The 22,682-nt window shown below is 48.3% G+C and carries 16 protein-coding genes and 6 pseudogenes; 6 read left to right on the top strand and 16 right to left on the bottom strand.

All coding sequences use genetic code 11. The annotated features are described in order from the left end of the window. Window positions 1–21 precede the first annotated feature (21 nt). On the top strand, window positions 22–960 hold the full coding sequence (locus JCM19037_RS17570; protein ID WP_238544792.1) for a LacI family DNA-binding transcriptional regulator: 939 nt from the start codon (window positions 22–24) through the stop codon (window positions 958–960). Next, window positions 875–1,051, top strand: a complete 177-nt coding sequence (locus JCM19037_RS27665) for a substrate-binding domain-containing protein (RefSeq protein WP_238544794.1) — start codon at window positions 875–877, stop codon at window positions 1,049–1,051. Before JCM19037_RS17570 ends, JCM19037_RS27665 begins: the two co-directional genes overlap by 86 nt. Here JCM19037_RS27665 and JCM19037_RS17565 read toward each other — a convergent pair. The 11 genes and pseudogenes from JCM19037_RS17565 to JCM19037_RS17515 form a co-directional block, all read right to left on the bottom strand. Further along, window positions 1,014–2,657 (bottom strand): long-chain fatty acid--CoA ligase, encoded by a 1,644-nt coding sequence (locus JCM19037_RS17565; protein WP_081829409.1) that lies wholly within the window; start codon window positions 2,655–2,657, stop codon window positions 1,014–1,016. The genes JCM19037_RS27665 and JCM19037_RS17565 overlap by 38 nt on opposite strands. Further along, window positions 2,658–3,819, bottom strand: a pseudogene (locus JCM19037_RS17560) (acyl-CoA dehydrogenase family protein). It lies immediately after the preceding gene. 91 nt (window positions 3,820–3,910) lie between these two features. Beyond that, complete coding sequence (locus JCM19037_RS17555; protein ID WP_042403372.1) at window positions 3,911–5,896, bottom strand: TRAP transporter permease; 1,986 nt, start codon at window positions 5,894–5,896, stop codon at window positions 3,911–3,913. Beyond that, entirely contained in the window at window positions 5,893–6,417 is a 525-nt protein-coding gene (locus tag JCM19037_RS28770) for a TAXI family TRAP transporter solute-binding subunit (protein WP_042403370.1), read from the bottom strand. The genes JCM19037_RS17555 and JCM19037_RS28770 overlap by 4 nt, the downstream gene beginning before the upstream one ends. Next, window positions 6,393–6,905: a TAXI family TRAP transporter solute-binding subunit gene (locus JCM19037_RS28765; protein ID WP_042403368.1), complete on the bottom strand. Its 513-nt coding sequence runs from the start codon at window positions 6,903–6,905 to the stop codon at window positions 6,393–6,395. The genes JCM19037_RS28770 and JCM19037_RS28765 overlap by 25 nt, the downstream gene beginning before the upstream one ends. A gap of 109 nt (window positions 6,906–7,014) precedes the next feature. Beyond that, entirely contained in the window at window positions 7,015–7,227 is a 213-nt protein-coding gene (locus JCM19037_RS17540; RefSeq protein ID WP_042403365.1) for a hypothetical protein, read from the bottom strand. Between the two features lie 148 nt (window positions 7,228–7,375). After that, window positions 7,376–8,308, bottom strand: coding sequence for an aldo/keto reductase (locus tag JCM19037_RS17535; RefSeq protein ID WP_042403364.1), 933 nt, complete (start codon window positions 8,306–8,308; stop codon window positions 7,376–7,378). 45 nt (window positions 8,309–8,353) lie between these two features. Then, a pseudogene (locus JCM19037_RS17530) lies at window positions 8,354–9,911 on the bottom strand (long-chain-fatty-acid--CoA ligase). Between the two features lie 216 nt (window positions 9,912–10,127). After that, window positions 10,128–11,497 (bottom strand): annotated as a pseudogene (locus JCM19037_RS17525) (6-phospho-beta-glucosidase). Window positions 11,498–11,688: 191 nt separating this feature from the next. After that, window positions 11,689–13,302: a gamma-glutamyltransferase gene (gene ggt / locus JCM19037_RS17520; protein WP_042403400.1), complete on the bottom strand. Its 1,614-nt coding sequence runs from the start codon at window positions 13,300–13,302 to the stop codon at window positions 11,689–11,691. 315 nt (window positions 13,303–13,617) lie between these two features. Then, the gene (locus JCM19037_RS17515) at window positions 13,618–14,313 is read right to left on the bottom strand and encodes a LysR substrate-binding domain-containing protein (RefSeq protein ID WP_052364012.1); all 696 of its coding nucleotides are present in this window, start codon (window positions 14,311–14,313) and stop codon (window positions 13,618–13,620) included. Between the two features lie 304 nt (window positions 14,314–14,617). Between JCM19037_RS17515 and JCM19037_RS17510 the strand changes: the two genes are divergently transcribed. From JCM19037_RS17510 to JCM19037_RS30300, 4 genes and pseudogenes are all read left to right on the top strand, one after another. Next, on the top strand, window positions 14,618–15,319 hold the full coding sequence (locus tag JCM19037_RS17510) for a CoA transferase subunit A (protein ID WP_042403362.1): 702 nt from the start codon (window positions 14,618–14,620) through the stop codon (window positions 15,317–15,319). A gap of 18 nt (window positions 15,320–15,337) precedes the next feature. Beyond that, a pseudogene (locus JCM19037_RS17505) lies at window positions 15,338–15,995 on the top strand (3-oxoacid CoA-transferase subunit B). Continuing rightward, window positions 15,996–16,849, top strand: a pseudogene (locus tag JCM19037_RS17500) (acetyl-CoA C-acyltransferase). Window positions 16,850–16,857: 8 nt separating this feature from the next. Next, on the top strand, window positions 16,858–17,178 hold the full coding sequence (locus tag JCM19037_RS30300) for a hypothetical protein (RefSeq protein WP_373901171.1): 321 nt from the start codon (window positions 16,858–16,860) through the stop codon (window positions 17,176–17,178). A 173-nt stretch (window positions 17,179–17,351) separates the two neighbouring features. Here JCM19037_RS30300 and JCM19037_RS30295 read toward each other — a convergent pair whose 3' ends face one another. The 5 genes and pseudogenes from JCM19037_RS30295 to JCM19037_RS17480 all read right to left on the bottom strand — a co-directional run bounded on the left by JCM19037_RS30295 (window position 17,352) and on the right by JCM19037_RS17480 (window position 21,798). Next, the gene (locus JCM19037_RS30295) at window positions 17,352–17,852 is read right to left on the bottom strand and encodes a TOBE domain-containing protein (protein ID WP_238544793.1); all 501 of its coding nucleotides are present in this window, start codon (window positions 17,850–17,852) and stop codon (window positions 17,352–17,354) included. A 90-nt stretch (window positions 17,853–17,942) separates the two neighbouring features. Continuing rightward, window positions 17,943–18,379 (bottom strand): annotated as a pseudogene (locus JCM19037_RS30290) (ABC transporter ATP-binding protein); the annotation flags it as partial. Between the two features lie 11 nt (window positions 18,380–18,390). Further along, entirely contained in the window at window positions 18,391–20,052 is a 1,662-nt protein-coding gene (locus tag JCM19037_RS17490) for an iron ABC transporter permease (RefSeq protein WP_042403360.1), read from the bottom strand. Between the two features lie 17 nt (window positions 20,053–20,069). Beyond that, a complete protein-coding gene (locus tag JCM19037_RS17485; RefSeq protein WP_238544791.1) occupies window positions 20,070–21,041 on the bottom strand; it encodes an ABC transporter substrate-binding protein in 972 nt (323 codons plus the stop codon). Continuing rightward, a complete protein-coding gene (locus tag JCM19037_RS17480; RefSeq protein ID WP_052364009.1) occupies window positions 21,031–21,798 on the bottom strand; it encodes an HAD family hydrolase in 768 nt (255 codons plus the stop codon). Before JCM19037_RS17480 ends, JCM19037_RS17485 begins: the two co-directional genes overlap by 11 nt. Window positions 21,799–22,682: the final 884 nt, after the last annotated feature.

Raw genomic sequence — 22,682 nt, 5'->3', positions numbered from 1 at the left:
GACCGAGGAGGAACCATGAACATGAGCGTAACGATCAAAGATGTTGCATCTGAAGCAAAAGTAGCCACATCAACCGTTTCTAGAGTGTTGGCAAACAGCCCGAAGATCAGTGCTGAAACGGCGAAACGTGTACGAAAAGCCATTGCCGACTTAAACTATCACCCAAACCATACCGCTCGCAGCCTTGCTAGCCAGTTAACGAAGACGATCGGACTTGTGATGCCAAGCTCCGCTCATGTTTCTTTTCAAAATCCGTTCTTCCCAGAAGTCATTCGCGGCATTAGCACCGAAGCGCACAAAAAGAACTACGGACTGTACTTGACGACAAGTCAGACGGACGAAGAAGTGTTCGAGGAAGTGCAGCGCATGGTTCAAGAGAAACGTGTCGATGCCATTATCCTGCTCTTCTCTTTGGAAAACGACCGTCTCGTACACTACTTGCTCGAACAAGACTTTCCGTTTGTTTTGCTCGGCAGACCCGCTGTCACGAACCCAAAAGACGTCTGGTATGTAAATAACGACAACGTGCGCACCGGGCGACTTGCCACCGAATATTTGACACTATTAAAACACGAACGCATTGGCCTCATCTTAAACCGCTCCGATGCCGTCGTATCTCAAGACCGGACATACGGCTACAAAGAAGCGCTCGCGCAAATGAACTTGCCCGTCCGCGACGACTATCTTGCCTATTATACAGACCAACATACTGGTAGCCAGGACGCCTTTATTAGTGTCATGAGCGTCCCTGAGCCACCGACGGCAATCATTGCCGAAGACATGGTCATTTTCGGCATTTTGCGGACTGTCCAAGAGCTAGCTAGGGCTACGTGTGCCCGACGACTTGTCACTCGTCGCGTTCAACAACTATATGATTTCCGAACTCGCCTCACCACCGGTCACAAGCATCGACATTCAAATCTTCGAGCTCGGTACACAAGCAATGAAACTGCTATTTAAGCAACTCGAAGACAGCACCTCTTCACCCGAGCAAGTGATTGTGCCCCACCAACTCATTCGCCGACAATCGTGCTCGAGATGGCAAAAATAAACGAAAGCGGTGATCCACACCGCTTTCGTTTATTTTCGTTTATCGACCATTTCTTCAACGAGCTTTCTTCGCAACACTTTGCGACAGTTGTTTTTGGCAATTCGCTACGAAATTCAATGATCTCTGGCACTTTGTACGCAGCCAAATGTTCAATGCACCATTTGATTAATTGTTCGGCTGTCGTGTCAGCCCCTTCGGTAAGGACGACCGATGCGGCAAGCGTTTCTCCGCGGTACGGGTCAGGAACGCCGTATACACTCACTTCAAGCACGTGTTCATGTGCATAGAGCAAGTCTTCCACTTCGTTAGGGTAAATGTTGTAGCCACTGCCAATGACCATTTCTTTTTTGCGACCGACGATATAAAAATAACCATCGGCATCGACAGTGGCGATGTCACCGGTCCGAAGCCAGCCGTCCTTGAGCTGTTGCTCCGTTGCTTCAGGCTCACCCCAATACCCTTTCATCACTTGCGGTCCTTTAATGAGCAACTCCCCTGCTTCACCGATGTGGGCATCCTTCCCTGTGTCAATGTCCACGATGCGGCACTCCGTACTCGGAAGCGGTACACCAATACTCCCTACTTTGCGCAAGCCGTGATACGGATTGCGATGAGTCGTTGGTGAAGCTTCAGACAAGCCGTACCCTTCCGATATCACCGCACCTGTGAGTTGTTCGACACCACGGATCACTTCAACAGGCATCGGTGCTCCCCCACCGGTCATCACTTTGAAATTGCCAAACGATACCGGATGTTTCTTCGCATAGTTCAACAAGCCAATGTACATCGTCGGGACAGCGGGAAAGTACGTCGGTTGGTGCTCGTTAATGAGCCGCACACCGTCTTGCACACGCCAACGCCTCATCGTCACGATTGTGGCTGCGGCATAAATTCCCTGATTCATGACGCTCGACATCCCAAGAACGTGAAAAAATGGAGATACCCCTAAAAATACTTCACCGGGCCGAACGAGCGTGCCTTTGGCAAATGCGAACGTTTGAATGACGTTCGCAACAAGATTGGCATGCGTCAGCATGGCGCCTTTCGGAACGCCTGTCGTTCCTCCTGTAAATTGAATGACTGCTACATCTTCGGCGGGTGTAATCTCGGTCGTTACGTTTCGATGGATGTCGGCGTTATGAATGATGGTCGCAAGGTCGTCGGTTTCTCCATCGATGTAGATGGATGGGAGGTTGTATTTTGATAGTTTTGTGCGCTGCTTGGTTTCGCCAATGAATAAGCGAGGATGCACGATGCTGATCATATGAGCGAGTTCTTGGGATTGATACATCGGATTGACTTGTACGACGATCGCCCCCATTCTGAGTATCGCATAGTACGATAGGATATACTCATGGCTGTTTGGCAACATGAGCAAAACCGGATCGCCTTTTTTTAAGCCACGTGCGTGCAGAGCGGCGGCGAATTGGTCGACTTGTTGATCTAGCTCGGCGTACGTCATCTTTCGCCCGTCATCGATGATGGCTGTATGTTCACCGAATTGGGTTGCCGATTGTTTTAACAATGCATCCACGGAAATGTCGGGAACGTCAACTCGTTCTGGGACACCGTCAGGGTAATGGGTGAGCCACGCTTTTGTAAGCATTTAGCTCATGACCTTTGCCTGCTGTTTGAGCATTTGTTTGGAGATGATGACGCGTTGAATTTCATTGGTCCCTTCATAGATTTTCGTAATGCGGGCATCCCGGTAATAGCGTTCCGCAGGGTATTCGGCCATGTAGCCCATCCCCCGTGAATTTGTACAGCCTTGTCAGCGACACGATTGTACACGTCGGTGGCATACAGCTTTGCCATCGCGCATTCTTGAATGGCTTTCTCTCCTTGGTCGAGCATCCACGCGCCCCGGTATGTGAGCGCTCTTGCTGCTTCTGTTTCGGTTTTCATATCAGCAAGCATAAATTGAACGGCTTGTTGATCTCCAATCGGTTTGCCGAACTGCTTTCGCTCTAATGCATACTCGGTTGACAGTTCAATCAGTTTGTCACACGAACCGATCGAGCGAGCACCGAGGCACACACGTCCTTCTCCTAATATCGTAAGGGCACTCACATACCCCATCCCAACTTCGCCAATGACGTTCTCAGCTGGCACTTCACAATTCTCAAACACGACTTGGGCGGTTTTCGATCCGCGCAGTCCCATTTTTTTATCCGGCTTCCCTACATGAATGCCGGGGAAGTTACGCTCAACGAGGAATGCGGTAATGCCGCCCTTTGCGCCTTTTTCACGATCGGTGAGGGCAAAAACGGTAAACACGTCAGCAAACGGAGCGTTCGTAATAAAATGCTTCGTCCCGTTTAATACCCAATGATCGCCACGTTTTTCTGCTGTTGTGGATAGGTTGGTTGCGTCTGACCCTGCACCTGGTTCAGATAAGGCAAAACAAGCGATTTTCTCACCAGACGCAATGTCAGGCAAGTACTTTTGTTTCAAATGCTCATCCGCGAGACGAACGAGTCCCATGCTGCCAATTCCCGTATGCGCCCCGATCATCGATACGTATGCATTGTGTGTGCGGCCGAGTTGTTCTAATACGTTGCATTTTCCGACCGTATCCAGGCCGATGCTCCGTACTCCTCAGGAATGCTCAATCCGAACAATCCCAACTCCTTCGCTTTATCAATGAGGTGTTTTGGAATCTCTTCTGTTTCTTCGATTTCATTTGCGTACAAATCGACCTCTTTATCTACGAAATTCCTTACCATCGTTTTCATTTGCTCATTTTCTTCACTTAATTTAAAATTCATGCTCGTTCCTCCTAAATGTCTTGTTCTCCCTACAAGTAATTGCAAAGTTCATGCCAGTGCGTATCGGCGAGTTTATTGCGGTCCAGCACGGTTATTGATTCAATTTTGTATCAGTCGATTCATTTTTGTATGAATTAGGTTTTCTCCATTGATATAGGAAAATAGCAACGATCATGGCGATGCCTAAAAGATCGGTATACAGTTCTTGGTACACGAGTAGGACGGCGGCGATTAGGAGGGCAGCGCGCTCCATGACGTTTGTTTTCTTCAACATACACCCTTCAACAAAGGCGGCAAAAGCAATCAATCCAAGCAGTGCGGTAACAAGCCCGAATATGACGCTGCCAACATTTCCTTCAAGCGAGAGAGCAGAATTGTAGACGAGCATATACGGCAGAATAAACCCAGCCATGCCTATGCGTAGCGAGTAGACCGACGTTCGGAGCGGATTGCTTCCAGCAATGCCCGCAGTAATAAATGACGTAATCGCCACTGGCGGCGTGATGCCTGAGAAAATACCAAAGTAGAAAACAAAAAAGTGGGCGACGATGACTGGAACGTCTAATTGTACGAGCGCACCGGCTGCCACTGTCGCGAGAATAACGTACGCTGATACTGTCGGCATGCCCATCCCGAGAATGATACACGCGACCATGATCATGAGTAGCATCGGGAGAAGCTGTCCCCCTGAAAGTTCAATCGCAAATCGGGAGAAACTCATCCCTAACCCGGTCATAATGACCGACCCAGCAATAATCCCTGCACCTGCACACGCCATCACCGTTGGGATGGCATTTTTAATGCCAGCTTCTAATGCCGACAGCACCCCAATTACGTTCAAACGACTTTCTTTACGCAGTAGACTAAGCACGAGTACAGCTCCAAGTGCGAAAAGCCCCGCTCTCATCGGACTTGTCCCTTGCACCATCAACACGATAATGATGACAAGCGGCAAGATGAGGTACCCTTTTTTCAAAATAATTTCTTTCAAGCTCGGCAACTGTCTTCTCGGAATTCCTTCTAAACCAAGCTTTCTTGCTTGAAAGTAAATGACAGCTCCGACGACGATGAAAAACAGTAGCGCAGGAATGAGCGCATACGCGGCAATTTCGATGTACGGAATGCCTGTAAACTCTGCCATAACAAATGCTGCGGCGCCCATAATGGGTGGCATAATTTGCCCACCTTGAGATGAAACAGCTTCCACTCCTCCGGCGAACGTTTTGCTATAGCCAACTCTCTTCATGAGAGGAATCGTAAACGGCCCTGTCATGGACGCGTTTGCCGCGCCGTTCCCGGTAATCGTAGCGAGTAAGCCACTCGACAACACGGACGCCAGTGCAGGGCCTCCACGAATCCTGCCCGTTAACGCAAACGCAAATTCAATAAAGAACTGCCCGACACCGGTGCGCATCATAAAAGCGGCAAAAATGAGAAAGATGATGAGCACTGTCGATGCCACATAAATCGGGTCGCTGAAAATACCATTGGTCGTAATGAACAACGCATCCGTCATTCGTCCATAACTAAAGCCTTGGTGACCGAGAATGCCAGGAAACATCGGCCCGATAAAAATATACAGCCAGAAGAACAGCGCCAAGATGGCCATCGCATGACCGATCGTTCGCCTTACCCCTTCAATAATAAGAAAGATCATTACCGTCGCGACAACCTGATCAAACACACTCGAAGCGCCTTGCCGTAAAGCGATCTCTGGGTAAGCGAAAAACCCATGAAGCAAAAGCCCAATAGAAAGGACGAGTGGCAACACATCAAAAATCGGGTGTCCTTGCTGCTTCCCTTTTTTATATGGGAAACAACTAAAACACAATACGAGCCCAATTGACGTAAACATCATTCGATGTTGCCACGCCGGAAACCCTCCGAATGCCGCATAGTACAGGACATAAACGGCAAGACCAATCGCAATACAAGCAATAACAAGCATTCGTAAGCGCTTCCAAAAATGTTCTTGTTTCGGATTGTAATACGCCCGTTCAATATCTGTATTCATCTTCTCTTCAGCAATCGTCAAATCAATTTTTCCGTCAGCTTTTACGTTTAATCCCGAAGTCATTCCCCTCCACCCCCATCATACGCCCCAATCTCCTCATAGTAGCGAAGCGCACCAGGGTGAATGTTCTCTTCTGGATTTTCGATCACATCAAATGTATGCTCGGGGTCAAACCATGCCCCTCGGCTCGGTTGTTCTTCTTGGACACGATCGACACTCTCCCAGATTTGTTTCGTCATCTCGTACACAAGGTGGTCATTCACAGCTTCGTTCATGATCATCATCGCCCAGCTTGCGAGCGCGTCAACGTCTTCTGTCTGATTGGAATATGTGCCTGCAGGAATCGTCATTCCCGTTGAATAGCCGTAACCTGCTTCATCCATTTCGTTCATGACATCTTCAGGTACTTCAAGCAATCGGAGCGTCCGTGTTGAATCGACCTCAGTTAGCGCCGGTACACCCGGCCCACCGCCTTGCACAGTAATATCAATGATCCCGTCCCGCAACTGATTGGCCGCATCACCATATCCGCCGAAATTGAGCGAAACATCTGCTTCTTCTAACCCTTTCTCATCGTAGCCCATCGTTTCAAAAATCTCCGAAAGGTCGCCTCACTCGCATCTCCAGGGTTCCCATTGATCGCATCTGCACCGTGCAGAACGACGTCCTCCAGCGTTTCATATGGACTATCCTCCAACACAGCAATGTTCCACATCGTCGGGTAAAACGCAGCAATCGCCTTCACATTTTCCTGCGGTTCGCCCGCAAATGCGCCTGCACCTTGGATGCTGTCCATGAAATCCGAAGCAAACACAAGTCCTGATTGCACATCCCTCGCCGTATTCACCTCACGAATGTTGCCGATTGCACCGCCTTCCACCACCGTCACATCAAGCTCTTCAATCTCATCTAGCCAAATGTCTGAAAGTAATGTAGACAACGGATACCACCCCGAGCCTGTCGGGCCTGAAATGTGCGCGTGCTGATTGTCCCCGCGATCCTCACCTATAGTACATGCACTCACTCCGAGTAAACACGCCACCGCACTAACGCCGATCCATCTTCTTCTCATGCGTACCCTCCTCTTGCACTTTGAACTTGCCTTACGTTATGCAAGATCCATACCATAATGTAAGCGCTTTAAAACAGAAGATGTCACCTTGATTCAATTCAAAATTGAGTTAAAAATACATAATTGTATTAAAAAGGGAACTGTAGGACGTATCGGAAAGGTGCCGACGGTCGCCGGGTCGTCGTCCCTTCTGCCTGGCGTGCGATCTGCGCTCTAGTTCTTCAATTCTGCGATCCAGTTGACGATTTCTACTCCCTTTTCCTGCATATCCACCAAATTTGCGCGCAGTTGGCTCTAACTTGAGCGCAGATTTCTCGATCACCGGCCGGTCACCTCGCTCATTGCGTCTCGCTTCGGCACCAGCGGTGTCGAAGGTCGCCAGCTTTCCCGCATTCCGCCATCACCCGCCCCACTCTCTACGGGATTCCCCCACCCTAAACAAAAAACGCCGCCTTTCGGCGACGTTTTTTTTATGAGAAGATTTTATCAATGGCTGTGATTTCTTCTTGGGTGAGGCTGATCTCTGCGGCACGAATGCTGCTTTTCACTTGATCTGCCCGCTTTGCTCCGGGAATGATCACGTCGACAGAGGGCCGGGTCAAGTACCACGCTAATACGATGTGCGCGACCTCTTCGCCCTTTGCATCAGCGATTTCTCGCACACGCTCAACCTTGGCCAAGTTCGCTTTAAATGCTTCGCCTTGGAACGATGGCTTCTTCGCTCGCAAGTCGTTGAACGTCGTGGATTCGTCGTATTTACCGGCGAGTAGCCCCGACTCGAGCGGAAAGTACGGGATGAACGTGATGTTCTCTTTTTCCGTATATGGGAAAAACTCCGTCTCAGCACCGCGGTTTAACAAATTATATTCCGCTTGCAACACATCAACGTAGCCGTCTGCGTTCGCCTCTTTTAACTGGGCGGGTGAGAAGTTCGACACCCCAATTGAACGGATCTTGCCCGCGTCCTTGAGCTCCTTCAACGCCCCGACCGCTTCAGCCTTCGGCGTGTCCTCATCCGGAAAATGAATGTAAAACAAATCAATATAATCTGTCTGCATCCGCTTTAAACTGTCATCCACTGCTTTTTTTAAGAAGGCAGGGGAGTTATCGAACACCATGTTCTCTCCTTGAAAACGGTGTGCCGCCTTCGACGCAATGATCACTTTCTCGCGGTCATACTCCTTCACGACCTCTCCAACGAGTTCTTCTGACCGTTCCGGCCCGTAAATGTATGCTGTGTCGAGCATCGTAATGCCATTGTCAATGGCCGTTCGCACGACATTGCGTCCTTCTTCTTCATCAAGCATATCAGGATAAATGTTATGCCCGCCAACAGCATTCGTGCCGAGCCCAACCGGATGCGCCTTTACGTTAGACTTACCAAGTTGCACGTGGTTTGCCATGCTTATCACTCCTTGTCTATTCTTTATTACACGAAATGAGAGGTATTAAACCATTTCACGCAAATAGACTTTTTGAATCTTTCCACTTGCCGTTTTCGGCAATTCATCTAAAAAAGTGACGTGACGTGGGCATTTGAAATGCGCGAGGTGCTCTCTCACAAAGCCGATCATCTCCTCCTCCGTTGCCTCATGTCCTTCGCGCAACACAAGAATCGCATGTGGCGTCTCTCCCCACTTCTCATCGGGCTTCGCCACGATTGCTGCTTCTTTTACTGCTGGATGACGATAGAAAACATCCTCCACTTCGAGAGACGAGATGTTCTCTCCGCCGCTAATAATAATATCTTTCTTCCGGTCAACGATTTGAACACGATTTCTTTCGTCAATCGTCGCCATATCGCCGGTGTGTAGCCAGCCATCGCGAATCGTGGTCTTCGTCTCCTCATCGTTCTTCCAATATCCCTTCATCACGCCGTGACCCCGAACGACAAGCTCGCCAACAGTTTCTCCGTCTGCCGGAACGTCTTCTCCGTGCTCGTCGAACACGCGTACTTTCGTGCCAATCATCTCGTAGCCTTGCTTGGCTTTCGCAGCATAGTAGGCATCTCCGATTTGGTCCCCGTCTTCAGATGACATGTATGAGGCGAGTGTGAGCGGTGTTGACTCGGTCATGCCGTACACTTGATAGAAATGCCAGCCCACATCTTCTTCTAGTGTTTTGACGAATGCTTGTGGAGGCGCTGCCCCGGCAATGACGACGCGCACGTCTTGGTTCATGTTCAGCTCTTTTTCAAGGTACGTATCCATCAAACTTCCGAGCACGGTCGGTGCCATGTGCATGACGGAGACATTATACTTCTCCATTCTTTCGAGAATTTGTGCAGGGTCAATTTTCTTTTGCATCACTTGCGTTGCCCCGTTCGCTGTATAGTAAAATGGCGAGCCCCAACCATTCACATGGAACATTGGCAAAATATGAATCAACGTATCTTCGTCGTTCACACGTAGATGGTGCATAGACGAAAGTGCGTGCAAGTAGTTGTTCCGGTGAGTGAGCATGACCTTTTGGTTTGCCTGTTGTTCCGCTCGTATACAGAAGCGAACACATGTCATTTTCGCTCACTTCTGCCCGTTGGAATGGCTCTTTCGGTTGTGTTGCCAACCAGTCGTCGTAACTGTAATATGCCCCAGACGAACGCTCAGCACCATGAACGACAATCGTTTGCACATGTTCCAATTTCGGAATAATCGGTTCGACGAGCGAGTATAACTCGTGGTCAACAAACAACACCCGGCTCTCGCTATGATTGAGAATGTATAAATAATCATCAGATTTCAATCTCGTATTTAAAGAAACCATGACCGCACCTAACTGAAAAATACCATAAAAACCTTCATACATTTCCAGCGTATTTGGTGCAAGGTACGCGACCCGATCTCCCTTTTGTACACCAAACGAGTGCAGACCGTGAGATAATTGATTGACGCGGTCGTTCACGTCTTTATATGTGTAAACGTTATCATTTTGATCAATAATTGCTCGCTTGTCACCGTAAATTTGTACCGCTCGATCCAAAAAATCCGTCAATACCATCTCCGTCATCGAAACCCCTCCGCTATGTTGTCTAAATAGTTACACTTTTCACGTTACAGGAAAACCATCCAATCGACAAGGTCTAGCATTTACGGCTCCAGTTTATAGTTTCTATATATAATAAAATTCTCCCATACTCATGTATGGGAGAAGCAAAAATGGCTACCAACCAATTATATCTTAGCATAAATCATTATTTGAATAAAATAATCCATTCGTTGGAAATTAGTCTGTATATTTTGGACTAGAAGAATAGAATTGAGGTAAATATGCCTATGCGCCTCAAGCATCTCATCAACAATTTGCTTGGCAACCGTATCAGATGGCGTGAGCGGGTTGATCGCCAAAGCGAGTACAGCTTTCTCATAATCCCCGTTCACCGCGGCCTCGACTGTTAATCGTTCAAACGATTTGATCTGCTGGACGAGCCCATTAACAGCAACTGGCAACTCCCCAATCGTGAGCGGAACCGGGCCGTCTTTCGTAATGATGCAACTCACTTCTACTGCTGATTCATACGGAATGCCGTGTATTGCGCCCCGGTTCATCGTGTTCACCGCTTGGATGTCTCTTTTATCATTGTAGATCGATGTCATCAAACGAATCGCTGCATCTGAATAATACGCACCGCCCCGCTCCTCCAATTCCGGTGGCTTCACAGATAAATCTGGGTCTTTGTAGCGTTGGAACAGCTCCTCCTCCAAACGCTGCACCACTTCCGCCCGCGTCTCACTCTCCATCGCCTTCTTTACCATCTCTTTTGATTTGTAATAGTACAAATGATACGAACACGGCAGCACGCCGAGCGCTCGGATGAAATCCGGTTCCCAGTCTTGACCTTTAATGTTCTTCACTGTACTGCTCTCGCCCAAACGGCGGATCGCTTCTTCTTTAATACTTACCCCATCCACAAACACATCCAGTCCATAGACGAGGTGGTTTAAGCCGGCAAACTGAATTCGAACACGCTCATGGTCCACATCAAACCGCTTCGCCACATTCATCTCCATCCCAATTGGCACGTTGCATAGCCCAACCACTTTTTCAATATTCGAATATCTGAGCACCGCCTCAGTCACCATGCCCGCTGGATTCGTAAAGTTAATGAGCCACGCATCTGGACAGAGTGTTTCCATCTGTTCGCATATTTGTAAAATGACGGGGATTGTGCGCAACGCTTTAAACAACCCGCCTGGACCGTTCGTCTCCTGGCCGAGCACCTCGTACTTCAACGGAATACGCTCATCCTTCGCTCTTGCCTCGAGCAAACCAACCCGAAATTGTGTGGTCACAAAATCCGCCCCACGTAGCGCCTCCTCCCGGTTCAACGTCAAAAACACTCGGATTGGCACTCCCGCCCGCTCAATCATCCGCTTCGCAAGATTGCCGACAATGTTCAACTTCTCTTCCCCCTCATCAATATCGACAAGCCACAGCTCCTCAACGGGGAATTCCTCATACCGATCAATTAACCCCTCGACCAATTCCGGCGTATAGCTTGAACCACCACCAATCGTCGCTACCTTCACACCATCAGCCTTTGCCTGTTTACGCTCATTATAGCAGGACGGGCAGACGAGCGTGTGTCGAATCATACTAGAAAACGGTGGATGTTAGCGGAGGAATTAGGTAATATATTACGGTGCGTGAAATTACGGGATTATCTTACCCTATTAAAGAAAGACTCAAAGGATACATCCCTCAATAACACTTCTATCCGTATTCCTCTCAAAAAAAGTGACCGTACCCTTTTTTTACAAAGGTACGGTCACTGCTGTATCTATAGTTAATACGCCGAGACGCTTCCGTCGGTTCGCGATTCTGAACCCCCAATTAACGTTCCAGTCTTAGAATCTCTCCAAATGATTTGCCCTCGTCCAAAATCACCGATGGAGTTCGCAGAAATCTCAATATTATGTCCTCGCTTTTGCAATGCGTGAACAAGATGTGTGGGAAACGTCTTTTCCACAGAGATTGTGTTCCCGTCTCTCCATCTCCACCTCGGCGCATCCAACGCTGCTTGTGGATTTAAGTTGAAATCAACCGTGTTCATGATCATTTGCACGTGGCCTTGTGGCTGCATCATCCCCCCCATAACACCGAAGGGACCTACAGCTGTGCCATCCTTCGTCAAAAATCCTGGGATGATTGTATGATACGTTTTCTTGCCGGGCTGCAAAGCATTGTCATGGCTTTTATCCATTGAGAAATCATACCCACGGTTGTGAAGGCTAATCCCTGTTCCCGGTACGACAAGACCTGATCCAAATCCCATATAATTACTTTGAATAAAAGAAACCATATTGCCCTCATTGTCCGCAGTTGCAAGATACACCGTTCCGCCCATCTTAGGGTTGCCCGCTTCTCGCTCAAGCGCCGTTTCCCCAATTAGACCGCGGCGGCTTTCCAAATACTCATCAGACAATAATTGCTCAACCGATACGTCCATATACCTCTGATCCGTCACATATTTCATGGCATCAGCAAAGCTTAACTTAATCGCTTCCATTTGCTTATGGTGTGTATCCACTGTGTCTCGCTCAGCAAATTCAAACCCATCCAGCATGCGGAGTGCTTGCAGTCCGACAATTCCATGACCGTTAGGCGGGATTTGCCACACCTTATGACCCCGATAGTCCACAGAGATCGGCTCAACCCACTCCGGACGATAAGAAGCCAAATCATCAGCGGTCAAATAGGCATCGTATCGCTGGGCAAAACGCTCAATTTCTTCTGCAAGTTCTCCGCGATAAAATGATTCTGCGTTCGTACTCGCAATCTCGCGTAGCGTTCTCGCCTGTTCCGGCAAACGAAATGTTTCTCCTGCTCGAGGTGCTCGTCCACAAGGAGCAAATGCGTCGAACCAGCTTCTGAATTCCGTCCCTTCCAATTCAGAAAAAGTGTCATAAGCCTCACCCCATAAACGTGCAACGACTGGGGAAACCGGGAAACCTTTTTCCGCATAGTCAATAGCTGGCTTGAGCACTTCTGTTAACGGAAGCTTGCCGAACTGCTTACTCAGTTCCGCCCATCCTGCCGGCGCCCCAGGCACAGTCACTGGAATCCACCCTCGTTCAGGAATTTCTTCATATCCAGCGCTTTGTAGCGCATCAATGGATAGTGACCTGGGTGCAGGACCGCTAGCATTTAAACCATGTAGTTTATCTTTCGTCCATACTAGCGCAAAAGCATCACCACCAACCCCATTTCCTGTCGGTTCTACGACAGTCAAACATGCAGCAGTCGCGATGGCTGCATCAATGGCATTACCACCTTTTTTCAAAATATCCAAACCAGCTTGCGAAGCCAATGGTTGGGAAGTTGCTACCATTCCTTTTTCAGCATACACAGACTTTCGAGACAATGGATACGGCTCGTATAGAGGGTCCAACAAAATCACTCCTTCCACATTCTAGTTGTATGGAACCGCCTTTGCGATCCTCTAATACGTAAAGAGAAGATGGAGCGATCATTACAACACGGATTTCAAAAAAGTTTTTGAATGGCTATACATTATCGTCATCCGAAAGGATCGAAGGAGAAATTTAAATATGGCTGATGATGTTATCGAGTCAGATACATACCGTAACCTCTTCCCATAATTTCACCGATGAAAATATAAAGATTCCCATCCTCGCTAGTTAAACGCGCTTATCAACTATTGACTCGTCGTAGCCGTGTTATCCAATACTCTTTTACTTGCGACACTTTACCATCAATCCCCAAAGTACGCGCGCACCCAGCGAATCCATTCCTCAGCAGCAGGGGATTGGTAGCTGTTTTTTCGGCGAATAAGAGCGAGGTTCCAATGGATCGACGGGTGGTGAACGTCAATCGTTTTGATTCCGCTCGTCGCGGCATCTGCAAGAACGGTTTCCGGCAGAAAAGTGATGCCCATGTTTTCCCGCGCGAGTTTAAGCAAGAAGTCCCATTGGGTGCTTTCGTTAACAATCTTCGGTTCAAAACCGGCATCAATGCATGCTTCACGCACGCGGTCGTACAAAGAGAACCCACGCATGAATAGCAAGAAATTTTCGTCGCGAAGCGCTGTGAGCGGAACGTGCTCACGTTCGGCGAGTGGGTGGCTTTCCGAGACGACGAGCAGCAGTTTTCGCTCGACGAGAGGCACGACGTCGAAGGCCGCTTCATTAATGGGCAAAATGCCGACGCCAACGTCGATGCTGCCTTCGAGTAAGGAACGTTCCATATCTTTTGCGCCTTCTTCAACGATGCGCAAGTCGGCGTCAGGATAGGCGCCTTTAAAGGTGGAGATGATGTGCGGAAAGAAGCTCGAGCCGATGACAGGCGGCAGACCAAAGGTGAAGCGCCCTTTTCGGTGCAGACGAATATCGTCGGCGGCTCGTTTCATGTCTTCAGCTTCGCGCATCACTTTTTGGGCATACGTATACATCGTTTCTCCCTCATGAGTAACACGAAGTTGTCGGGAGGAGCGATCAAACAATTGCACGTGCAACTCGTCTTCGAGTTGAGCGATGATTTTGCTGAGCGCGGGTTGGGAGATGCCTAGCTCTCACTCGCTCGGGAAAAACTCATTTGTTGGTACACTTCTATAAAGTATCGAAGTTGTTTCATTCTCATTGGCTTCCACTCATTCCTTTTTGGAATACTAAAATGTTATTTATTTATTTTACTTATGTAAGCGCTTATAGTAAAGTGGGGGTAACACACTTTTTTCATAGAAAGGGAGAGTTGAGATGTCGAAAGTATCTTCTTCTTTTTCGGAAAGCATTAAAAAAATCAAAGACGGTGACACCGTAATCGTTGGCGGGTTCGGTCTTTGTGGAATTCCTGAAAACGCAATTGTAGAGCTCGCGAATCAAGGTACGAAAAACCTCACCATCGTAAGCAACAATTGCGGGGTGGACGATTGGGGACTCGGTCTTCTTCTCCAAAACAAGCAAATTGATAAAATGATGGCGTCTTACGTTGGGGAGAATAAAGTGTTCGAACAGCAATTTCTAAGTGGCGAGCTCGAAGTGGAGCTCGTTCCTCAAGGAACACTCGCTGAACGCATTCGTGCAGGCGGTGCAGGCATTGGCGGTTTCTACACCCCTGCAGGCGTCGGCACACCGATTGCAGAAGGGAAAGAACACAAAGAAATTGACGGGAAAATGTACATTCTTGAAACCGGCATTCGCGGAGATGCCGCCCTCGTTAAAGCTTGGAAAGGTGACCCATACGGGAACTTGATTTACCGGAAAACGTCTCGAAACTTCAACCCGCTCGCTGCAGCAGCCGGCACGTTTACGATTGCCGAAGTGGAAGAACTTGTTGACGTGGGCGACTTGGACCCGGATTACATCCACACTCCGAGCATTTACGTTCAAGATCTATTGCTCGGACAAAACTATGAAAAAAGAATTGAAAAGCGGACCGTCCGTAAAGCCCACGCATAAGAAGAGGAGGAACGTACGATGAGCGATACACGTGAAATTATTATCAATCGAGCGGTAAAAGAAATCGAAGAAGGAATGATCGTCAACTTAGGCATTGGAATGCCAACGATGATCGCCGACAAAATTCCTGCTGACAAAAACATCTTCTTACATTCTGAAAATGGGATGTTAGGCATTGGCAACTACCCGATTGAAGGCGAAGAGGATCCTGATTTGATTAACGCGGGCAAGGAGACGGTGACGGCCAAGGCTGGGGCTGCGTTTTTTGATAATGCGGAGTCGTTTGCGATGATTCGTGGCGGCCATGTTGACTTGACGATTCTCGGGGGCATGGAAGTGTCGGAGTCTGGCGATCTGGCGAACTGGATGATTCCTGGCAAGATGGTGAAAGGCATGGGCGGAGCGATGGACATCGTCCAAGGGGCCCGCAAAGTGGTCATCATTATGAGTCATACGAACAAACACGGCGAAGCCAAAATTAAAAAGCAGTGCGACCTGCCGCTCACTGGGCAAGGTGTCGTGAATCGCGTGATTACCGATATGGCGGTTTTCGATTTCACCGATGAGGTATGTCCTACGTGAAGTGTTGAACGGACATGACATCCAAGCGGTTCGAGCGAGCACCGAAGCGTCGTTCACACTCGATGAATCTCTAAAAGAGGGGAGCTCTTCATAAATGAGTGATAACGTAGTGATCGTAAGCGCCGTGCGCACGGCCATCGGCGGCTTTCAAGGCAGCCTGAAAGATGTATCCGCACCCGACCTCGGCAAAACCGTCATTGAAGATGTGTTAAAGAGAGCAGGTGTGTCTGGCGACCAAGTCGATGAGGTGATCATGGGCAACGTCTTGCAAGCAGGCATTGGTCAAAACCCAGCAAGAATTGCAGCCATCCGTGCTGGATTACCAGAATCTGTGCCGAGCATGACGATCAACAAAGTGTGCGGTTCTGGGCTGAAATCAGTCCATTTGGCCGTGCAGTCGATTCTCGCCGGAGATTCAGAGATTGTCGTTGCGGGCGGAATGGAGAACATGAGCCAAGCACCGTACCTTACGATGAATGCCCGAAGCGGTTTCGGCATGGGCGACCAGAAATTCGTCGATAGCATGGTGGCAGACGGGCTAACGTGTGCGATGGAAAACTACCATATGGCATTACCGCCGAGAACATTAACGATGAGTATGGCTTCTCGCGTGAAGAACAAGACGAGTTCGCCGCGTGGAGTCACCAAAAAGCCGAGCAAGCTCAAGTAGCTGGATCGTTTGAAGACGAAATTGTGCCGGTTGAAATTCCGCAAAGAAAAGGCGACCCGAAACGCTTTTTGCAAGATGAACACATCCGCGCCGGTACAACCGCCGAAAAGCTTGGCAAACTGCGCCCTGCCTTCAAGAAAGACGGCAGCGTTTCCGCAGGAAACGCCTCCGGTATAAACGATGCCGCCGCCGCTGTGCTCGTCATGAGTCAACAAAAAGCTAACGAGCTTGGCCTCCAGCCCTCGTGCGCATTCGTGCCAATGCAAGCGCCGGCGTGAGCCCGCGTATGATGGGCATCGGTCCGGTACCGTCCACGAAAAAAGCGCTGGAGAAAGCAGGTCTATCTGTTGGCGACATCGACTTGTTCGAGATGAACGAAGCGTTCGCCGCCCAGTCCCTTGCCGTCCAACGCGACTTAGACCTCCCGCGTGAGAAAATTAACGTGAATGGTGGCGCAATCAGCCTCGGACACCCGATCGGTGCGAGCGGGACTCGCGTGCTCGTCACGCTCATTCATGAGATGAAACGAAGAGGCGCAAAAACCGGCGTCGCCTCCCTCTGCATCGGTGGCGGCCAAGGTGTTGCCACGATCGTAGAATCAGTATAAATTGTGCAACCCCTGCGGGCGTAAAATCGTCCCTCATTTTAGATATATAAAATCCCACATAGACAGGTCTATGTGGGATTTTAATGATTGATATACCGATATTTAGCAGGAATCCCCACCACTTGTGGCACTACTTTCTCTATGACCACTTCTAGCGGTGGCGGCATGTTCTACTAATCTATGAAATGCAGATGCGTGGGGTGGGACAGTCGGATGTCCATATCTCTTTTTATGTTTTCTTTTCTAGCGTCTACGAGCAGCTCAAGTTGTCCGATTTGGACGGAGCATCTCGTGTAGCTACCATGATAGACGGTTTTTGTAATTCTGCCATGGATCGGTCCGTCTTCCGTCACTTCAAAGTGTTCTGGACGAATGACGAGTTTGGATTTGGCATCCAACCCATTGACGTTTAATTGAAACCCTTCTTCTTCTATTGCCTTGAATACACCGGCTTCGACCGTACCTTCAATAATGTTCGCATAGCCGACGAAGTTGGCGACGAATTCGTTGGCCGGTTGTTGATAGACCGTGCTCGGGTCATCGAGTTGTTGCACGAGACCTCCGTCGAGAACGAGCACACGATCCGAAATGCTTAACGCTTCATCTTGGTCGTGGGTGACAAAGATGATGGTAAGGTTCAGTTCTTCTTTTAATCGACGAATCTCATCTCGCATGTACGCACGTAAGTTGGCGTCCAAGTTGGAAAGCGGCTCGTCCAATAGGAGCACTTTCGGCTTAAGAACGAGGCAACGGGCGATTGCCACACGTTGTTGTTGCCCACCGCTCAGTTCGCTCGGCTTGCGATCGGCGTACTCGTGCAAATGAACTTGCTGGAGCGCTTCTTCAATTCTCGTGCGGCGCTCTTCTTTCGTGACTTTTGCAATCTTTAACCCGTATTCGACGTTTTGGTAAACCGTCATGTGCGGAAAGAGGGCATAGTTTTGAAACACCATGCCGGTCTCCCGTTTTTCTGGGGGCACTCCATTCATAGACGTCCCACTTATGACAATCTCCCTGACGATTGATCGTGAAATCCACCGACGATACGGAGCAATGTCGTTTTCCCGCTACCACTCGGGCCAATAAACGTAATGAGTTCGCCTTGTGCGACGTCTATTGAAATGTCTTTGAGCACTGTCGTGTCGCCAAAAGACTTTTCGATATTTTCAATGCGAAGCAACGTGTTCGTTTGATCTGCCATATTCGCTCTCCTTATGCTGACGTATTCGCTCGACGTTCAATGAATTTAATTAAGCCCATGCACAAAATAACAATCACTATCAAAATGAAAGACATGGCGGACGCGCGCCCGATCGCGGCTTGATCGGCCAAGTTTAAAATATAGACGGCCGCAAGGTTTGTCCCTGGCGCAATTAAGAAGATGACGGAACTAACACTCACCATGGCGGTCATAAACGTGTACACAAACCCGGACATAAATGCTGGCGTGAGGAGCGGCAGTACGACTTTTCTAAACGTACCAACCGGGCCAGAACCGAGATCAGCCGACGCTTCTTCCATCGAAGAATCGAGCTGTTGCAGCTGACTAATCCCCGACTCTAAACCGACACCAATCTTTCTAAACGCCATGTTCATGACGAGCAGCAACACGGTACCTGTTAAGAAAAACGGCGGTCCGTTGAAAATTAGTACATAACCAATCCCCATAACAGTTCCTGGAACGGCAAGTCCGAACAGCGCAATAAATTCCATTAATTTTTTTGCTGCCATATTTTTACGAACAGTGAAGTACCCTTGCAAAATCCCGAGTCCTGCAGCAATGAGCGCCGCGAAGAACGAGACAATCACACTGTTCCAAATGTATCCCCAGCCGGTTGTGTCAGAGAAGTGGTCTAGCGTGAACGTGTTGTTCACACCGATGATTTGCACAAACGCACTTAGCACGACCATCGTAAACATAACGACGATAAAAATAGCCATCAGCGTACTAATAAACACAACAACCGCTTTGACGACTGGATTCAGCGGGTTATTCTCTGTAGAGTTATTGATTGAAGCCGTTTCATGATCTTTAAGTATATACGTCTGGAATAAAAACACGAGCAAGCTCGGAATAATTAGAAACACACCGAGTACCGCGGCCATCTCCAAGTTTTGTTGACCGATCACTTGAAGGTATGCGGATGACGCAAGGAACGGGGTTCCCCCACCGATGATGAGCGGATTCGAGAAATCAGCGAGTGCCATCACGAAGACGAGCAACCCAGCTTTTAAAATCGCCGTCCCGGCAATCGGAAGTGTGATGGAGAAAATCGTTCTTCCTTGGGTTGCACCCAAATCTTGCGACGCATGCTCTAAGCTCGGGTTCACGGAGCGGAGCGAACTTTCAATCATCATGTAAGCAATCGGAAAATAGCCGAGCACTTGAGCAATGACGACGCCCCAAAATCCGTAAATGCTTAGTTCTAGCCCGAACCAATCGTTCATCACATTGGACACAACACCGTTACGACCAAAAAGAATGATGAGCGAGAGAGCGAAGATGAACGGTGGCGCAACAAGTGGGAGAAGCCCAATTCCTCTATATACTCTTGAGATTGGACTTCTCGGTGTTCTCGTGACATACAGAGCAAACGGAATGCTGATCATTAAAATGACTGATGTTGAGATCAGACCTGCCGAAACACTGTTCGTTAAGGCTTCAATATGATTGCTCGTTGTAAAGAAACGTGTATAGAATTCTAGCGTCAACCCTTGTCCTGATCCGATTCCGAAACTGCGCAGAAACACTGCCAGTACAGGAATCAGTATAAAAAGAAGCAGGCAGGCAGCAATGATGAATGCTGCCACTTTAAAGCCCGCTCCCATTTTTGACACAGAGTTCACGGTCGATGTCTGCTGTTTACCAGCCATTTATTCCGCTCCTCTCTTTAATACCTTTCCTGCCATTCTTCCATAATGCGGTCGCGGTTTTCTGCTGCCCAAACGGCATCATAGTCAATGAAATCAAATTCTTGGTCGTCTTCACCGATGCCAGGTTTTGTTACCATTGAGCGATGTTCTGCTGCAACTTCCATGCCTTCGTCAGAACCGATAAAATCAATGATTTTTTCAGCTGCTTCTTGGTTTTCTGTACCTTCAAACATGAAGACAACGTCCAAATCATAGCCAACACCCTCTTCTGGGATGATGTAGTCAATCGGATACCCTTCATCAATTCGGTCTAACACCGCTTGGTCCCATGAGATGCCGATTGCATATTCACCTTGGGCAACCATTTGCACTGGCGCTGAATGCGACTGCACATACTGGGCAACATTGTCATGAAGCTGATCGAAATACTCCCAACCTTCTTCTTCGCCAAGCAGTTGGAACATGGTCGATACGAAAAGGAACGCTGTTCCTGACGTACCTGGGTCAGGCATGACAATCTCCCCTGCATATTGTGGGTCCAATAGATCTGCCCAGCTTTCTGGACGATCCAGCCCTTCAGATTCTAAGAGATCTTCATTGACCGCGACCATGTTGAACCAATACGACCATCCGTACCATTGACCGTTAGGGTCTTTGAATTCATCTGGCACATCGTCCCACGCTGGCGAATCATATGAAACGAGCATATCTTGTTCTTCAGCAATTAAAGCGAAGCTGTGCAACGTTCCCCATTGCAAATCCGCACCCACATGTGGATACTCCGCATCAACACGACTCCAGCCCTCTTCACTAGACATGCGCAACACGTCTGAAGACACACCTGTCGCTTCTTCTGCCGCTGCAACAAATGCGTTCATTTCCTCTTCATCATTGTGTGTATACACCGTTACTGACTCACTGTCTCCACCACAAGCTGCTAGCGTCATCGCTGCAACGGGTGCGATCAACCACCGTTTTTTATTTTTCATTGTTTTCATCTCCTCCAAATAGTGCTTCCTTCATAGCTGGATACGTAGTATAAATCTCATCAGCTCGACGCAAATGATGAGTTTGCGGATAAGCATATGTAACAAGACCCAATGCTCGAGCCATATCCGCATTTTTTGCCACACCCATATCTGCGTCGGTGTCCCCAATCATAATTGCACGACTCAAATCAAAATCATGCGCTTTCGCCGCTTTCACAGCAATATCCGGAAACGGTTTTGAGCGTTCGACTTGATCACTGCCCATGACAAAATCAAAATGATGATACAAATCAAGCTGCTCAAGGTGCAAAATGGCTTGATCTTCATCATCAGCGGTAAGTACACCGATTTTCTTTCCCGCTGCTTTACATTCAAGAATAAAATTCTCAACCCCGTCGATGGCTTGCATTTGAGTCGTATAACTTTTTTGAACATTAATGTGTTCAACCGCTTCCATGACGGCATAAAGCGCCTCACTCCAAGGTGTATGGTTGAGGTTGTACAAACAATACGCAAGAATCGTATATGTATCCTGCATGCTGCCAATTGCAAGCGGACTTTCGGGATCTAGACGTTTGCCATTCTCAATGCCTACAGCATGAAACGCTTGCTTCTTCCAAGAAGTTGTATCCAAAATATCCACCGTGCGACACACCTCTTCGACAACTTCATGGAGCCAAGGCATCCATATCGATGAAAAATCAATAATCGTTCCATCTTTATCAAATAAAACGGTATCGAATGACGTTGAATTCAACTGAAGGTCACTCCTTCCACTTTATTAAATTTTAATTGTTTAATATATATTATATGTTATGTAATAGACACATTTCTGTCAAAACTGAAATTATACTGTAATAGAGTTTAAAAAAGCGTATTTCCAACTCAAGAGCTTGTTACCTCCCTATAAGTGCCTTATCATCGCAGATAAGCAATATTACTCACCTGAAAGCACTGCAAGGATGATAGATCTATATAATAAATATATTTAGATTTATTAGAATTTGTTTACCTTAAGGCATTTACACGATTGCTTTCTGAAGTATTACGCGCGGAAAATCATCAACGCGACGGGGGTAGTGTAATCGAGAGACAACCCTAATTGCGATCGCCGCGCGGACGCAAACCTGCGCAATTCTTGTACACTTGCGCGCAGTTTCCTAGTAAAAGGCAACCCTTATACCGCTCTCAGCAATCGTCGCGCGGAAATCAAATAGGCACGCCGGGTGCGGGCAAAAAGAAGTGCACGGTGGTCACCACTTGGCGCAAGGACCGTTGCGACTCCCACTTTTCTATGTGACAATCCAGCCTTAAACCGGGCACTTCAGGCGCTCAACTGTCACATATATCACGATTTGTGACAGTTGACTCCGTTTATGTGCGCATCCACGTTTAAAATGATGTTTTTTCTTTCCCAAGTGTCACATAAATGAAGATTTGGGGCATTTGGGCATCTTTCCACACACCTTGGTCAATAGTCAGAAACACGAACCGATGTCGAGGGTGGAGGTGCGCCCTCGGACTCCGTACTGTAAAGAAAACACGGGGGCTGTACTTTAGACACCGATGTTGCACTTGTAGTCTGGACTATATAGAAAACACGGTGGCTGTACTTCGGACACCGATGTTGCACTTATGCTC

It is taken from the genome of Geomicrobium sp. JCM 19037, assembly GCF_000698105.1.
Taxonomy (GTDB): Bacteria; Bacillota; Bacilli; order Bacillales; family Marinococcaceae; genus Geomicrobium_A.
The sequence above is the reverse complement of the archived record's forward strand: the minus strand, read 5'-3'. Positions and strand labels throughout refer to the sequence as shown.